This window comes from Actinosynnema sp. NPDC023794 (genome assembly GCF_040639675.1).
Classification (GTDB): domain Bacteria; phylum Actinomycetota; class Actinomycetes; order Mycobacteriales; family Pseudonocardiaceae; genus Actinosynnema; species Actinosynnema luteola.
This window is the reverse complement of the sequence record NZ_JBFAFR010000017.1, coordinates 122,202-137,941: the sequence shown is the minus strand read 5'-3', so window position 1 is coordinate 137,941 and position 15,740 is coordinate 122,202. Positions and strand designations below refer to the sequence as shown.

General features: G+C 73.2%; 15 protein-coding genes. All 15 read left to right on the top strand.

Annotated features, from left to right (window positions below; translation table 11 throughout):
* Positions 1–3: 3 nt before the first annotated feature.
* The 15 genes from AB0H12_RS29320 to AB0H12_RS29250 all read left to right on the top strand — a co-directional run bounded on the left by AB0H12_RS29320 (position 4) and on the right by AB0H12_RS29250 (position 15,653).
* Positions 4–2,082 carry an AAA family ATPase gene (locus AB0H12_RS29320; protein WP_499627145.1) on the top strand — a complete coding sequence of 693 codons (2,079 nt, stop codon included), beginning with the start codon at positions 4–6 and terminating at the stop codon, positions 2,080–2,082.
* A gap of 253 nt (positions 2,083–2,335) precedes the next feature.
* Complete coding sequence (locus AB0H12_RS29315) at positions 2,336–3,853, top strand: phage tail sheath family protein (RefSeq protein WP_499627143.1); 1,518 nt, start codon at positions 2,336–2,338, stop codon at positions 3,851–3,853.
* Positions 3,854–3,885: 32 nt separating this feature from the next.
* The gene (locus tag AB0H12_RS29310; protein WP_053717825.1) at positions 3,886–4,329 is read left to right on the top strand and encodes a phage tail protein; all 444 of its coding nucleotides are present in this window, start codon (positions 3,886–3,888) and stop codon (positions 4,327–4,329) included.
* Entirely contained in the window at positions 4,329–4,787 is a 459-nt protein-coding gene (locus tag AB0H12_RS29305) for a hypothetical protein (RefSeq protein ID WP_499627141.1), read from the top strand. Before AB0H12_RS29310 ends, AB0H12_RS29305 begins: the two co-directional genes overlap by 1 nt.
* Positions 4,784–4,942, top strand: coding sequence for a DUF6760 family protein (locus tag AB0H12_RS29300; RefSeq protein WP_230568861.1), 159 nt, complete (start codon positions 4,784–4,786; stop codon positions 4,940–4,942). The genes AB0H12_RS29305 and AB0H12_RS29300 overlap by 4 nt, the downstream gene beginning before the upstream one ends.
* A gap of 1,957 nt (positions 4,943–6,899) precedes the next feature.
* Positions 6,900–7,484, top strand: coding sequence for a hypothetical protein (locus AB0H12_RS29295; protein ID WP_499627139.1), 585 nt, complete (start codon positions 6,900–6,902; stop codon positions 7,482–7,484).
* A 36-nt stretch (positions 7,485–7,520) separates the two neighbouring features.
* Positions 7,521–7,946, top strand: a complete 426-nt coding sequence (locus AB0H12_RS29290) for a phage tail protein (protein WP_230568863.1) — start codon at positions 7,521–7,523, stop codon at positions 7,944–7,946.
* A gap of 9 nt (positions 7,947–7,955) precedes the next feature.
* On the top strand, positions 7,956–8,663 hold the full coding sequence (locus AB0H12_RS29285) for a CIS tube protein (protein WP_230568864.1): 708 nt from the start codon (positions 7,956–7,958) through the stop codon (positions 8,661–8,663).
* On the top strand, positions 8,660–10,435 hold the full coding sequence (locus tag AB0H12_RS29280; protein ID WP_499627137.1) for a VgrG-related protein: 1,776 nt from the start codon (positions 8,660–8,662) through the stop codon (positions 10,433–10,435). The genes AB0H12_RS29285 and AB0H12_RS29280 overlap by 4 nt, the downstream gene beginning before the upstream one ends.
* A 16-nt stretch (positions 10,436–10,451) precedes the next feature.
* Positions 10,452–10,757, top strand: a complete 306-nt coding sequence (locus AB0H12_RS29275) for a PAAR domain-containing protein (protein WP_499627135.1) — start codon at positions 10,452–10,454, stop codon at positions 10,755–10,757.
* The gene (locus tag AB0H12_RS29270; RefSeq protein ID WP_230568867.1) at positions 10,757–11,164 is read left to right on the top strand and encodes a GPW/gp25 family protein; all 408 of its coding nucleotides are present in this window, start codon (positions 10,757–10,759) and stop codon (positions 11,162–11,164) included. The genes AB0H12_RS29275 and AB0H12_RS29270 overlap by 1 nt, the downstream gene beginning before the upstream one ends.
* Complete coding sequence (locus tag AB0H12_RS29265) at positions 11,165–13,093, top strand: putative baseplate assembly protein (RefSeq protein WP_499627134.1); 1,929 nt, start codon at positions 11,165–11,167, stop codon at positions 13,091–13,093.
* Positions 13,090–13,638 (top strand): phage tail protein, encoded by a 549-nt coding sequence (locus AB0H12_RS29260; RefSeq protein ID WP_499627132.1) that lies wholly within the window; start codon positions 13,090–13,092, stop codon positions 13,636–13,638. Before AB0H12_RS29265 ends, AB0H12_RS29260 begins: the two co-directional genes overlap by 4 nt.
* 1 nt (position 13,639) lies before the next feature.
* Positions 13,640–14,530, top strand: coding sequence for a zinc ribbon domain-containing protein (locus AB0H12_RS29255; RefSeq protein ID WP_499627130.1), 891 nt, complete (start codon positions 13,640–13,642; stop codon positions 14,528–14,530).
* 34 nt (positions 14,531–14,564) lie between these two features.
* Positions 14,565–15,653, top strand: a complete 1,089-nt coding sequence (locus AB0H12_RS29250; protein WP_499627128.1) for an NAD-dependent epimerase/dehydratase family protein — start codon at positions 14,565–14,567, stop codon at positions 15,651–15,653.
* Positions 15,654–15,740 lie beyond the last annotated feature (87 nt).

Genomic DNA, 15,740 nt, shown 5'->3' with positions numbered 1-15,740 from the left:
CCGATGACCGTGACGACCAGGACGGCGACGACGTCCGAGGCGCAGGACCTGGCCTACCTGTGGGCGAGGCTGGGCGCCGTCGAGTGGCGGGTGCGCCGGGCGGTCGCCCTGCGGGCGGCGGACGACCCTTCGCCCGACGACCCGCAACGCGGCCTCTACCTGACCGCCGACGCGGTCCGGCGCATCCTCGACGGGCGCCCGGACCCGCTGCCGCCGCCGGAGGCGGACCCGGACCTCGACGTGCTCGCCTCGCTGGTGCCCGAGCCCGGCCCCCGGCTGCTGACCCTGGCTCGGCGGTTCGGCCTCGAACCGGTGGACGTCGAGTTCCTGCTGGTGGCCCTGGCGCCGGACGTGGACGCCCGGTTCGAACGCCTCTACGGCTACCTCAACGACGACCTCACCCGCCGCCGCGCGACCGTGGGGCTGGCGCTCGAGCTCTGCGGGCTGCCGGCGGCCGGCGCGGGACGGTTCCGGTTCGCCGCGTCCGCGCCGCTGGTCGCCACCGGTCTGGTCGACGTGCGGGACGAGGGGCTGCCCGCGTTGTCCCGGTCGTTGCGCGTGCCCGACCGGGTGGTCGCGCACCTGCTCGGCGACGACGAGCCCGACCCGGCGATCGGCGGCACGGCCCGGGTGGCGCCCGCGGGCCGCGACCCGGAGCCGTCGGCCGGCCGGCTCGCCGCCGGGCTGCTGGCCGGCATCCGGGCGGTCCACCTGCGTGACACCGACGGCGACGCGGGCCGGCTCGCGGTGGACGCCCTGGCCGCCGCGGGTCGTGACGCCGTGGTGCTGGACGTCGCGGCGTTGGCCGACCGGCCGCACCCGCCGCTCGCGGAGGTCGTCCGGGAGGCCCGGTTGCGTGGCGCGGGGCTGGTGCTCGGCCCGCTGGAACCGCTGCTGCCGGAACGCGTCCGGCTGATCCGCGACCTCACCGCGCTGGTCGGCGACGTGCCGCTGTTCCTGCACAGCAGGCGGCACTGGGATCCGCGCTGGACGGCGCACCCGGTGGTGTCGGTGCCCGTGCCGCCGTCGCCCGCGGACCGGCGGGCCGAGCGGTGGGCGCGGGCGCTGGCCGACGTCACCGGCACGGCGGCCGATCCGGCGCTGGTGGCCGACCTGGCCGGGTACCGGCTGGGCACCGACGAGGTGGACCGCGCGGTGACCGTCGCCGCACGCCTGGCGCTGCTGGAGGACCAGCCGGTCGACCTGGCGCACGTCCGGGCCGGTGTGCGGGCGCAGAACGGCGCCGGGTTGGAGCGGTTGGCCAGGCGGATCACCCCCGGCGTCGACTGGGACGACCTGGTCCTGCCGGAACCGACCCGGCGGCAGCTGGACGAGCTGGTGCTGCGCGCACGGCACCGGGAACGGGTGCTCGGCCAGTGGCGCATGCGGCCCGGCGGCGGTCGTGGGCGCGGGGTGGTGGCGTTGTTCGCGGGCGAGTCGGGCACGGGCAAGACGATGTCGGCCGAGGTCGTGGCCGGCGCGGTCGGCATGGACCTCTACGTGGTCGACCTGTCGTCGGTGGTGGACAAGTACGTCGGCGAGACGGAGAAGAACCTGGAGCGGATCTTCACCGAGGCCGCGGGCGTGCACGGCGTGCTGCTGTTCGACGAGGCGGACGCCGTGTTCGCCAAGCGTTCGGAGGTCAAGGACGCGCACGACAAGCACGCCAACACGGAGTCGGCGTACCTGTTGCAGCGGATGGAGTCCTTCGACGGCATCGCGGTGCTCACCACCAACCTGCGGTCCAACGTGGACGAGGCGTTCACGCGGCGGATCGACGTGATCGCCGACTTCCCGGTGCCCGACGCGACGCAGCGGCTCGCGTTGTGGGACCGCTGCCTCGGCTCGCGGCTGCCCCGGGCGGACGACCTCGACCTGGCGTTCTGCGCCGAGCGGTTCGAGCTGGCCGGCGGGTCGATCCGGGCGTGCGCGGTGACCGCCGCCTACCTGGCCGCCGCCGCCGAGCGGCCGGTGCGGATGACCGACGTGCTGGCCGCCGTGCGGCAGGAGTACCGCAAGCTCGGCCGGCTCGTGCTGCCCGGCGAGTTCGGCTCGTGGCCGGAGACCGACCAGCACGGATGACCACGCCGGAGAACGCCCGCGCGCCGCGGGCGTTCTCCGGCCTGCCCGGACGACCGGTGTTCTTCGGCGTGCCCGCGTGGCCGGTGTTCTTCGGCGTGCCCGGACTGCGGCTGTCCTCCTGCGCGTCCCGGAGGGCCGGTTGCCTGTTGGTGCACCGGGAGTGCCCCCGACCGGGGCCCGCCGGTCCTGCCGCCGCGGTCGGGCGCGGGCGAGGCTTGTGGTGCCAGAGCGGAAGAGCAGACAAGGAGCGACCATGCCGCAGTACCTCTCGCCCGGCGTGTACGTGGAGGAGGTCCAGACCGGTGCCCGCCCGATCGAGGGAGTCGGCACCGCGGTGGCCGCCTTCGTCGGCTTCGCCGAACAGGGCCCCTTCCACCAGCCGACCCTGGTCACCAACTGGAACCAGTACGTGCGCGACTTCGGCGGCTTCACCGAGGACGCCTACCTCCCGCACGCCGTCTACGGCTACTTCGCCAACGGGGGTGGAGCGGCGTACGTGGTGCGGGTGGGCGGTGCCGCCGCCAACGGCGAGGACGTGCCCGCCGCGCCGGTGCCCGTGACGCTGGGCGGGCTGCGGATCTCCGCCCTGCCCGCCGCCGGCCCGGACGTCTCCGTCGAGGTCTCCGACGCCGACGGCGAGAACCCGCCGGAGGACCGCTTCAAGCTGCTGGTCCGCCAGGGCGACAAGGTCGTGGAGACCTTCGACGTGTCGACCCGCAAGAACCTCAAGAACTACGTGGTGACCCAGGTCGCCGAGCGCTCGAAGCTGATCGAGGTCACCGAGCAGTCCGGCACGGCGCTGACCAGGCCGGACAAGCAGTCGGTCCCGCTGCCCGCCGCGAAGGCCGCCGCGCCCGTGAAGCTCGACGCGCAGGAGTACGTCGGCGACGCCGCGGCGCGCACCGGGTTCGGCGGCCTGGAGAACGTCGACGAGGTCACGATGGTGGCGGTGCCCGACCTGATGAGCGCCTACCGGCGTGGCCTGATCGACCTGGAGGGCGTGCAGACCGTGCAGGCGGCGGTCATCTCGCACTGCGAGCAGATGGGCGACCGGGTCGCGGTGCTGGACGCGCCGCCCGGGATGTCGCCGCAGCGGGTGCACAAGTGGCGGATGGAGGAGGCGAACCACGACTCCCGTTACGCGACCCTGTACTACCCGTGGATCAAGGTCTTCGACCCGGCGAGCGGCCGCAACACGTTCGTGCCGCCGTCCGGTCACGTCGCCGGCGTGTGGGCGCGCAGCGACGCCGAACGCGGTGTGCACAAGGCGCCGGCCAACGAGGTCATCCGCGGCGCGGTCGACCTGGAGGTCTCGCTCAGCAAGGGCGAGCAGGACCTGCTCAACCCGGTCGGCGTGAACTGCGTGCGCACGTTCCCCGGCCGCGGCATCCGCATCTGGGGAGCCCGCACGCTGTCGTCCGACCCGGCTTGGCGCTACCTGAACGTGCGGCGGCTGTTCAACTACTTGGAGGAGTCCATCCTCCTGGGCACGCAGTGGGTGGTGTTCGAGCCCAACGACGACCGGCTGTGGGCCGGTATCCGGCGCAACATCACCGCGTTCCTCACCGAGCAGTGGCGTCAGGGCGCGCTGTTCGGCCGCACGCCGGACGAGGCGTTCTACGTCAAGTGCGACCGCGACAACAACCCGCCGGAGTCGGTCGACCTCGGCCAGGTGGTGTGCGAGATCGGCGTGGCGCCGGTCAAGCCCGCCGAGTTCGTGGTCTTCCGCCTCGCCCAGTTCTCCGACAACACCAGCCTCGTCAGCGAATAGCCCCGCGCGGATCCCGAAAGGCAGCACCAGTCATGGCAGACGGCGACGCACTCTCCACCCACATCTTCGGCCTCCAGCTCGGCGCGTACATGGTCGAGTCCTTGCAGGAGGTCAGCGGGGTGACGATCGAGGAGGACGTGGTCGAGATCTCGCAGGTGACCCCGCAGGGCAAGCCGTTGCTGCGCAAGCAGCCCGGCGCCCGCAAGGGCGGCGAGATCACGGTCACCAGGGGGATGGACAAGAGCAAGGAGTTCACCAAGTGGCTCAAGGAGACGGTGAACAAGGGTGACGTCGAGACGGCGCGCCAGAACATCACCATCGAGATCATGAACAGCAAGGGCGAGACCGAGCGGCGGCTGAACCTGGTCAACGGGTGGGTCAGCCGCTGGGAGGGCCCGTCGCTCAAGGCGGGCGAGTCCAGTGCCGCGTTGGAGAAGGTGACCATCACCTTCGAGGACATCACCCTGGAGGACTGATGAGGCGTCGGGTGATCGGGCTGGACTCGCTGGACGAGCTGGCCGAGCCAGCGGACGTCGCGCACCCCGTCGTGGCGCGGGAACCGGCGCTGCGCACCGAGTTCGAGTTCGAGCTGCCGCGCGGCTACGTGGACGCGGAGGGTTCGGTGCACCGCAACGGGCGGATGCGGCTGGCGACGGCCCGCGACGAGCTGCGTCCGCAGATCGACCTGCGGGTCAAGGAGAACCCGGGCTACCTCAGCGTGCTGCTGCTCAGCATGGTGATCACCGAACTGGGCACGGTGGACGAGGTGAACGTCGGTGTGGTGGAACGGATGTACGCCACCGACATCGCGTTCCTCCAGGACTTCTACCGGCGGATCAACAGCGAGGGGCACACGCGCGCCGGGGTGACGTGCCCGTCGTGCGGCAGCGGGTTCGAGGTCGACCTGGCCGGTGGTCGCCTGGGGGAATCGTGACGTACGCGGCCGACCGGCTGCACGAGGAGGTCGCGTACGTGGCCTACCACTTCCACTGGGAACGAGACCGGATCCTCGACCTGGAGCACCACGAGCGCAGGCGGTGGGTCCGGGAGATCGCACGGATCAACACGAGGGTGAACGAAGGGGGGTGACCTGATGGGCTTCTGGGACAGGTTCCGCCGCAAGGCCGTGGCGCCGGCTGCGGTTTCGGCTCCGGTATCGGCTGGGGTTTCGGCTCCGGGGCCCGATTCGGACGGCGGCTGGCGTGCGACCCGACCGGTGGAGGGGGTGATCCAGCGCAAGGGCATCGCGGTGGGTGACGGGCTGCGGTTCCGGGACGGCCTGGCGGCTTGGCAGGACCACACGTTCAGCGGCGACCTCGGCCACGCGGTCCTGCCCGGCGCTCCGGTCGGTGTCATGCACGGCTTGGCGCGACCTACCGGCGAGGCCGGCGGTTACGCCGGGACGGACCAGCTCACAGTCGCCCCACGCGACGCTCTTACCGCCCAGGCTTCCCACTCCCCCACCACCAGCACCGCCGACGCGATCATCGCCCCGGCCGCCAGCCCTACCGCCCCGGCCGGTCAGGTCGGTCAGGTCGGTCAGGTCGACCAGGTCGGTCAGGTCGACCAGAAGCCGACGGTGGCACAGCGGTCACCGGCCACCTCGAAGACAACGGTCACGCAGAACCCACCGACCACCCCAGTCGCCCAGCTCGCTCCTCCGAACCCTCCGAGCCCTCCGAGCCCTCCGACCCCGATGGCTCCGATGGCTCCGATGGCTCCGGAGCCAACAGTCGCGCAGCGATCAACCGGCACCCCGGCCGCTCGGGCCACCCCGACCGCACCAACCGCTCGAGTCGCTCCGGCAGGCCCGGCGGCCCCGACTGCTCGGGTCGCCCCGGCCACTCCGGTCGCCCCGGCCACTCCGGTCGCCCCGGTCGCCCCGGTCGCCCCGGTCGCCCCGGAGCGAACGATCGTGCAGCGATCACTCGCCACCCCGATCGCCCCTACCACCCCGGCCTCTGACCCTGCCGCCCAAGTCGCACCAACCACACCCGCCGCCCGACCCGCCCGGGAACCAACCGTCGCGCAGCGATCACCGGTCACCCCGGTGTCCCCGGTCGCCACAGCCACTCCGGCCGCCCAAGCCCGCGAAGCTGCCCAACCGGTCCGAACCGACCAAACCAGCCAAGCGGTCCAGACGACCCAGGGTGCCTCCACGGCCCCGGTGGCCCAGCGGCCGACGATCGCGCGGCGGTCACCGGTCGCCCAAGCAGCCTCGGAGCCAACCAGCGCGCAGCGATCACCAGCCGGCCCGGTCTCCCCGCGCCCGCTCGGCACCCCGCTGACCCTGGCACGTCGGGAGGTGACGCCGCTGCGGCCGATCCCGGTCGCCCGGACGACGAGCACACCGGCGGTGCAGCGCCGGGTCGCCACCGGAGCGGCACCCGCAACACCCGGGCCGACCACGCCACACACCGCCGGGCCGACTCCCGGCCCGCCGGCCGAACCGAAGCCGCTGCTCGGTCGAACCGTGCCACGGGCCGAACCGCTGCCACCGCTCGGACCGCGACCCACCGCCGAGTCACCGATCGCACCACCGGCGCCAGGCCAGCCGGTCACCCCGGTGGCACGCAGGTCGACCACCTCACCACTGCCAACCGGACCGATCGCCTCCGCACCCGCGTCGCAGCGTGCGTCACGGACGGCGGCGACGTTGGGCGAGCCGATCGCCCGGATACCGGCCGGTGCCGTGGTGCAGCGCAAGCCGGAAACCGGACCGGGGCGCCCACACGGCCCGGCCGCCCGCACCAACACGAGAACAGGACCGGCCCTGGGTGAGCCACTGGCGCGGATACCCGCCGACGCCGTCCTACCTCACGACACCGCCGCCCAGCCGACCCGCGAACCAGCGCGACCGGCGACCGGCGACGTGGTGCAGCGCCGAACGACACCCACCGCGCCCACCTCGGACCGGCCGGCTGCCGCACCGCACCGACGAACCGCCGGCAACCCGGACCACCAACCCGACCGCACGGTCCCGACCAGCACATCACGGCCACCCGATCGGGCACCGCTGCCGGTCGTCCCGCTGACCCGTCCGACCGTGCAGCGCCACATCACCACCACGCCCTTGCTCCCCCACCGGCCACTGATCTCCCCCGCCACCCCCGACCTCCCGCCGACTACGGCGAACCGGGCGGTCCCGCTCCGGTGGACGTCCGGGGGTTCGGCGGCACGCCGGCTCTCCGGCAACGGGAGAACCGGGCCCGATGTCCAACGCGCGCTGATCAAGGGGGACGCGCGCAGGCATCCGGACCCGGTGCCACCCGGTGCGGAACCGGCTGAGGACGGCCGGCGCGCCGTCGTCCGCCCGACGCCACCGGCCGACCTGGCCGCCGCCGCGCACCAGCCGATCACCCACCCGCCCGTCACCACGCCGAAGCCGCCGACACCGCCGAAGCCGGTCCAAGCGGCGCCGACGATCCGCGCCACCACGACGCCCGCACCCGTCCAACGCGCCCCCGAACGCACCACGAACCCGAAATTCGCGGCCGAACGGCCCGGACCGACCCACCCCGACCTCGACGACCTGGCCCGCCGGCTGCTCGAACCGGTCGGCAGGCTCCTGCGCGCCGAGCTGCGCCACGGTCGCGAGCGCGCCGGCCTGCTGCACGACCGCCGCCGCTGACCAAGCCGACCCGGGTCCACCAACCAGGAGGCACCGATGTCCGACACCCTCTTCGCCACCAGCGTCTTCTTCCGGCTCTCCATAGCGGGCAACGACCTCGGCGCCTTCCACACCTGCGACGGCATGGGCGCGCAGATGGAGGTGGAGCAGTTCGCCGAGGGCGGCAACAACGGCTTCGCCTGGCAGCTGCCCACCCGCATCACCTGGTCCAACATCACCATGACCCGCCCGGTCACCTCCGACACCGCCAAGGTCGTCAAGTGGCTCAACGAGGTCATCAAGAAGGTCGAGCGCAAGGACGGCGAGATCGTCGCCCTCACCCCGGACGGCACCCGGATCGCGGGCTGGCAGGTGCAGGGCATCGTCCCGGTCCGCTGGCAGGGCCCGTCGTTCGACCCGTCGAGCTCCCAGGCCGCCGTGGAGACCTTGGAGTTCGCCCACGAAGGCATCGACGCTTCCTGAGAGGTTGACATGGCAGGCAAACCGGGAGCGAGCCTCACCCGCGCCCAGCTCGTGATCATGGAGCCGCCCGTGCGGGCCGGCGCGAAGCCGGGCGCCAAGCTGGCCACGGTGAAGTTCCAGTTCAACCCGAACACGCTGGCGCTGAGCAAGAACACCGAGTGGCGCCGCAACCCGTCCCGACTGGCGGACGAGACGTCGATGCCGGAGTTCGTCGGCAGCGGACCGCGGAACCTGTCGGTCGACGTGTTCCTCGATGCCACCGCCACGCACGACAACTCGGTCGAGACGAGGGTGGAGCAGCTGCTCACCGCCTGCGTGCCGACCAAGAAGAGCCTGGCCACCAAGAAGCCCGCGAGCCCGTGGGTCCGCTTCGAGTGGGGCACGTCCAAGACCACGTCGTTCGACGGCGTGCTGTCGAACCTGTCGGTGGACTACTCGCTGTTCGACGTCGACGGCCGGCCGCTGCGCGCGAAGTGCTCGCTGTCGATCGAGGAGGCCGGCAGCGACACGCCCGGCCAGAACCCGACGTCCGGGTCGCGCGAGGCCCGCCGCACGCACCGCGTGGTGGCCGGCGACAGCCTGCCGCAGCTCGCCTGGCGCGAGTACGGCGACGCGACCGCTTGGCGGGTCATCGCCGAGGCGAACGACGTCGACGACCCGATGCTGCTCGTGCCGGGCGCGGAACTGCTGGTGCCGGCGATGGAGGAGGCCCGATGACACCGCCCGCGGGCAAGTCGTTCCGCTCGTTCGCCGCCGACCCGATCGTGACGGCGGCCTCGCTGTCGAGCACGTGGGACAAGAGGCTGGTCAGCTGCGTGGTCGACGAGAACGTCGGCCTGCCGGACCTCGCCGTCCTGACCTACCGCGACGGCAACCACGAGCTGCTGACCGACAGCAAGATCAAGATCGGCACACCGCTGACGGTGTCCGTCATGACGGTCGAGAGCAAGGCGCGGGTCCAGCTGTTCGGCGGCGAGGTCACCGGGCTGGAGACCGACGGCGACTCGACCGGCTCGTTCACGGTCATCCGCGCGATGAGCAAGGCCCACCGGCTGTTCCGGGGTCGCCGGGTGGAGGCGTTCCACAACGTCCCGGCCGCCACCGTGGTGCGGCAGGTCGCCCGCAACGCCGGGCTCACCGTCGGCCGCGTCGAGCTCTCCCCCGTCAGGTACACGCAGCTCAGCCAGGCGAACGTGTCGGACTGGGAGTTCCTCCAGCAGCTCGCCCACGAGCACGGCGTGACCGTCCAGGTGGACGACAAGGGCACGCTGGAGCTGCTCAAGCCCAAACCCGCGTCCGGCGCGCCCGCGCTCACCGACAACAGCCCGCTCGTGCTCCGGCACGGCGACCTGCTGGCCCTGCGCGCCTCCCTGACCGGCGCCGACCAGGTGGAGAAGGTCGAGGTGCGCGCCTGGGACGTGGCCACGAAGAAGGCGTTCGTGTCGGTCGAGCCGGCCATCCGGAGCAAGACCGTGCTGCCCGGCTTCGGCGAGTCCGTGGCCGGCAGGAGGACCACCACGCTGGTGGCGGACACGCCGTACAGCACGCAGGCCGAGACGGACACCGCGGCACGGTCGCTCGCCGAGTCGGTCAGCGCCGGGCACGCGGAGATCGAGGCGGTCGCCAAGGGCCATCCGCAGCTGCGCGCGGGCGTGCCGATCGCGTTGGCCGACGCGGGGCCGGCGTTCAGCGGGCGCTACACAGCCACTTCGGTGCGGCACGTGCTGGAGCCCGAGCACGGCTACCGCAGCATCGTCACGGTCAGCAGTTCGCCGGACCGGTCGCTGGCCGGGTTGGCGCTGGGCGGCAACGCGCCCGGCCGCTCGCCGCGGATGCCCGGTCTGGCCACCGGGATCGTCACCGACATCAAGGAGGTCGGCCGGGACCAGCGGGGCTGGGTTCGGCTGAAGTTCCCCTGGCTGGACGACAACTACGTCACCGACTGGGTCCGCACCGTGCAGTGGGGCGGTGTCCGCGGCGGCGGCGTGTTCAGCCCCGAGGTCAACGACGAGGTGCTGGTCGGATTCGAGCAGGGCAGCCTGGACCGGCCGTACGTGCTCGGCGGGCTCTACAACGGCGTCGACCAGCCCTCGCCGCACGACGTGCCGCTGGTGGACCGCACGAGCGGCCGGGTGAACAGGCGGTCCCTGGTGTCCCGCACGGGCAACCGGCTGGAGCTGCTGGACGGCCTCACCGCCGCCGGCGTCCGGCTCCGGACCGGCGACAAGCGGCTCGACATCACGCTGGACGAGAAGACCGGCAGCATCGACATCCGGGTGAGCACGCCGCGAGGTCTCCGGGTGCTCGGCTCGATCAGCATGGACGCCCGTGGGATCACCGTCGACGCCGGGCTCGGCGACCTGGTGCTGAAGGGCAAGACGGTGTCCGTCGAGGCGACCACCTCGGCGTCCGTGCGGGGCGGCGCCGACGCCTCCGTCGAAGGCCGCGTCCAGGCCGTGCTCAAGGGCGCGATCGTCCGGATCAACTGACCCGAAGGAGATCACCATGTTCCCCGCCGCCCGGCTGGGCGACAAGACGTCGCACGGCGGCGCCGTCGGCACCCCGCCGCCCGCGGTGGCCGCCGAGGTGGCCACCGTCCTGATCGAGGGCAAGCCCGCCGCCGTCGGCGGCAGCCTGCACGTCTGCGTCATCCCGAAGGACGCTGTCCTGGGGCCCGCGAACGTCGTCAAACCCCGCGTCGGCGGCCAGGTGCTCATCGGCGGCGTGGTCGCGGCACGGGTCGGCGACAGCACCACCTGCCAGGCGAACGTCCTCACCGGCGCGCCGACCGTGCTCATCGGGGGCAGGTGATGAGCGAGAGCTTCATCGGACGCGGCTGGGGCTTCCCGCTGCGGACCGGGCCGACCGGCGGCATCGGGATGGTCGAGCGCGAGCAGGAGATCACCGAGGCCATCCGGCTCGTGCTCGGCACGGCGCCGGGCGAGCGGCCCATGCGCCCGGAGTTCGGCTGCGGCATCCACGAGCACGTGTTCGCCTCGGCGGACGGCGCCACGGCGGGCCACGTCGCCCGCGAGGTGCGCGCCGCGCTGGACCGCTGGGAACCGCGCATCGAGGTCGACGACGTGGTGGTCGCGTTCGACGCCGTCGAGGTCGGCACGCTCTACATCGACGTGCGCTACACCATCCGGTCCACCAACGACCAGCGCAACCTGGTCTTCCCCTTCTACACCATCCCGGCCGAAGGGAGCGCGGAGTAGATGGCGCTGCCCGCACCCAACCTGGACGACCGGCGCTTCCAGCAGCTCGTGGACGAGGCCAAGCGGTACGTCCAGCAGAGCTGTCCGGAGTGGACGGACCACAACGTGTCCGACCCGGGCGTCACCCTCATCGAGACCTTCGCGCAGATGGTCGACCAGCTCGTCTACCGGCTCAACCGGGTGCCCGAGCGCAACCACCTGGCGTTCCTGGACCTGCTCGGCGTCACGCTGTTCCCGCCGACCGCCGCGCGCGCCGACGTCACGTTCTGGCTGTCCGCGCCGCAGCCGCAACCCGTCGTGCTGCCGGTCGGCACCGAGGTCGCCACGGCGCGATCGGAGAGCTCCGAGGCGGTCGTGTTCGCCACCACCGACGAGTTGGCCGTGGTGCCGTGCTCGGTCCGGCGGCTGGTGACCAGGGCGGCGTCGGGTGAGCACACCGACCGGACCAAGGACCTGGAGGCCGGCCAGGACGTGCGGTGCTTCCAGGCCACGCCGACGCCCGGCGACGCGACGCTGTTCGGGCTGTCGGCCGCCGTGCCGCGCTGCGTGGTGGTGCTGCGGCTGGACAGCCGGGTCGAGGGCATCGGCGTCGACCCTCGGCAGCCGCCCCTGGTGTGGGAGGCGTGGAACGGGCAGGACTGGCAGCCGTGCGAGGTGGACGAGGACAGCACCGGCGGCCTGAACCGGCCCGGTGAGGTCGTGCTGCACGTGCCCGCCGGGCACACCGAGTCCGTGGTGGCGGGCCATCGCGCGGGGTGGCTGCGCTGCCGCGTCACCGAGCCGGTGCGGGAGCAGCCGTTCTACTCGGAGTCGCCGACCGTGCGCGAGGCCGAGGCGTTCACCATCGGCGGCACCACCGCGGCCGAGCACGCCGAGACCGAGACCGACGTGCTGCTGGGCGAGACGGCGGGCGTGCCGGGGCAGCGGTTCACCGTGCCGCGCGCGCCCGTGCTGCTCGACGGCGACCCGGTGGTGGTGCGGGTGTCGGCGGGTGACGGCTGGCAGGACTGGACCGCGGTGGACCACTTCGGCGAGTCGACGCCGGAGGACCGGCACGTGGTGCTGGACGCCGTGCGCGGCGAGTTCCGGTTCCCGCCCGCGGTCCGCGAGGCGGACGGGACGTTGCGCCGCTACGGGGCCGTGCCGCCGAAGGGTTCGGTGGTGCAGGTGCCCCGTTACCGCACGGGTGGCGGACGGGCGGGCAACGTGGCGCGCGGCGCGATCTCCGCGCTGCGCAGCTCGGTGCCGTACGTGGCGGCGGTGGAGAACCGCGAGGCCGCGCGTGGGGGCGTCGACGGCGAGACCGTGGCCGAGGCGAAGGTGCGCGCGCCGCACCAGCTCCGGGTGCAGGAACGCGCGGTGACGGCCGCCGACCACGAGCACATCGCCAAGCTGGCCGCGCCGTCGCTGGCCAGGGTGCGGTGCCTGCCCGACGGTCCGGGCGCGGCGCGGGTGCTGGTGGTGCCCGACGCCGTGGCCGACGAGGGCGACCGGCTGCGGTTCGAGCAGCTGGTGCCGACCGAGGACGTGGTGTCGGCGGTGGCGCGGCGGTTGGACGAACGGCGGCTGCTCGGCACCCGGCTGGTCGTGGAACCGCCCCGCTACCAGGGCATCACGGTGGTCGCGCGGGTGGTGGCGGCGGAGGGCAACCGGGTGCGTGAGGACGCGCTGGACGCGCTCTACCGCTACCTCAACCCGCTGCGCGGCGGCACGGGGGGCGCGGGGTGGGAGTTCGGCAGGCCGGTGCAGTACGGCGAGGTCTTCGCGGTGCTCCAAGGCGTCGGCGGGGTGCGGCTGGTGGAGGAGATCCGGCTGTTCCCGGCCGATCCGATCACCGGTGCGCGTGGCGCGCCGGTGGACCGGGTCGAGGTCGCGCCGAACGCGCTGGTGTTCTCCTACCAGCACCAGATCGTGGTGGTGGGGTCGTGAGCCGCGTCGCGCTCCCGGAACTGCCCAGCCGGTACCCGCTGGGCGCGATGCTGCCCTCGCTGTACGCGGCCGACGACTTCGCCCAGCGGTTCACCTCGGGCCTGGACGCGGTGCTGTCCGCGATCCTGTCGACCCTCGACAACCTGGCGGAGCACTTCGACCCGGACCTCGCGCCCGCGGACTTCGTGGCGTGGCTGTCGTCCTGGGTGGCGGCGGACCTCGACCCGGCGTGGCCGGAGCCGCTGCGCCGGGAGGCGGTGCGGCGCGCCGTCGAACTGCACCGCCTGCGCGGCACCGCACGTGGTCTCGTCGCGCGGTTGGAGCTGTGCCTCGGCGTGCGGGCGGAGGTGGTCGACGGCCCCGGCGCGACGTGGTCCACCCGGCCCGGCACCGCCCTGCCCCGCGGGTCGGACGTCGTGCGGGTGCGGGTGCGGCCGGGCCGGTCCGGCGCGGTCGACCGGGAGCGGGTGGTGGCGCTGGTCGACGCGGTGTGCCCGCTGCACGTGACCTGCGCCGTCGAAGTGCTGAGCGGGAACGGGGACTGACATGCGCCTGTGCACGCAGTGCGGCGCGCCGGTGCGCGACGCGGACGACTTCTGCGGCAACTGCGGCACCTACCTCGGTTGGGCCGCGGAACCGCAGGCGCCGCAGGCGTCGCAGGACGAGGCCGAGGAGCGTCCTGGGCCGGTGCTGCCGGGCAGGCCGGAAGCGCGACGTCCGCTGCCCAGCGCGCTGGACGACGAGGTGGTCGTCGGACCGCCGTGCCCGGCGTGCGGGGTCGCGAACCCACCGGGACGCCGGTTCTGCCGTCGGTGCGCCACCCCGTTGCGGCCCGGCGTGGGCGAGGCGCGGGGGCGGCAGGCACGACGGCGGTGGCGGTGGCGCGGCGACACCTCGCGGTGGTTGCGCCGGCTCGTCGCGTTCGCCGCGGGCGCGGTGCTGCTCCTGGCCGCGATCGTGTTCTACCCGACGGCATTGGCGCTGATCGAGGACGTGCGCGACAAGACGTCCGCCCCGGTCGCGATCGGGCCGACCAGCACCACCGCCACCGCCGAGGTTCCCGGTCACCCCGCGGCGGCGGCCGTGGACGGCCTGTCGAACCGGTACTGGGGCGCGACGGCCGTGGGCGACGCGGTGGAGTTCGGCTTCGCGACCCCGTACCGGCTGTTGTCGGTGGTCGTGCACACGGGCGCCGGCGTGGAGGAACGCGCGTTCACCGGGCAGGCGAGGGTCGCCGCGATGGACATGGTGGTCATCACGGCGGACGGGGGCAGCCGCACCGTCCCGCTGCCGTTGGCCGACCGGGTCGGTCCGCAGCGCGTCGACACGGCGGTGAGCGGCGTCGTGCGGATCCGGCTGGTGGTGCGGGCCGCGGCGGGTCAGGCGCAGGGGCGCCACATCGCGTTGGGCGAGGTGGAGTTCTTCCGCCGGCCCTGAGTGTCCAATGCAGACTTCAGGAAAGGAGCGGCACGTGGACGTGGTAGTGGTCACCGGATCGGCGGGCCTGGTCGGTGGTGAGGCCGTGCGGGCGCTCGCGTCGAGGTTCGACGTGGTCGTGGGCGTGGACAACGGGATGCGGCGGCAGCTGTTCGGCCCGGCCGGCTCCGTCGCGGACAACCTGGCCGACGTCGAGCGCATCCCGAACTACCGGCACCACCGGGTGGACGTGCGCGACGGGAGCGCGCTCGGCACGTTGTTCGGCGAGTACGGCACGGACGTGCGGCTGGTCGTGCACACGGCCGGGCAGCCGAGCGACGTGTGGGCGGCCGACCGGCCCGTGGCGGACCTGGAGGTCAACGCGGTCGGCACGATGACCGTGCTGGAAGCGGTGCGGCGGCACTGCCCCTCGGCGGTGGTCGTGCTGACGTCCACCACGAAGGTGTACGGCGACCTGTCGGACTCCCTGCCGTTGGTGGAGACCGACACGAGGTGGGAGATCGACCCGGCGCACCCCTACCACGAGCACGGCGTCGACGAGTCGATCCGGCTGGGCGGGAACCGGACGTTCTCCGCGGTGTCGAAGCTGGCCGCCGACCTCGCCGCGCAGTCGTACGCGGGCCTGCTGGGGCTGCGGGTCGGCGTGTTCCGGTGCGGCAGCGTGACCGGCGCCCGGCAGGCGGGGGTCGAGCAGAGCGGCTTCCTGTCGCACCTGGTGCGCAGCGCCGTGCGCGGTGCGACGTTCCCGGTGATCGGGCACGGCGGCAAGCAGGTGCGCGACGTGCTGGACGCGCGTGACCTGGTGGAGATGTTCTGGCACTTCTACCTGGACCCCCGTCCCGGCGAGGTCTACCACGCGGGTGGCGGGCGGGAGCGGAGCACGTCGATCCTGGAGCTGATCGCGCGGTACGAGTACCTGACCGGGCAGGAGGTGCGGTTCGAGTACGTGCCCGAGCACCGGTTCGCGGACGTGCGGTGCTGGATCACCGACACCCGCAAGTTCCGCCGTGACTACCCGGGCTGGCGGCCGGCGCACGACCTGGCCGACATCCTGCGGTCCGTGCACGAGCACTGGGTCGAGGTCGATCCGATCGGGTTGAGCGGTTCATCGGTCACCTCTTGACCGGCGGACGTCCGCCGGTGTTGAGTTCGGAGCGCGTCTCTTCACAGTTCGGGGCGCGTCTCTTCACACCGTCCAGACGTCGTCCAG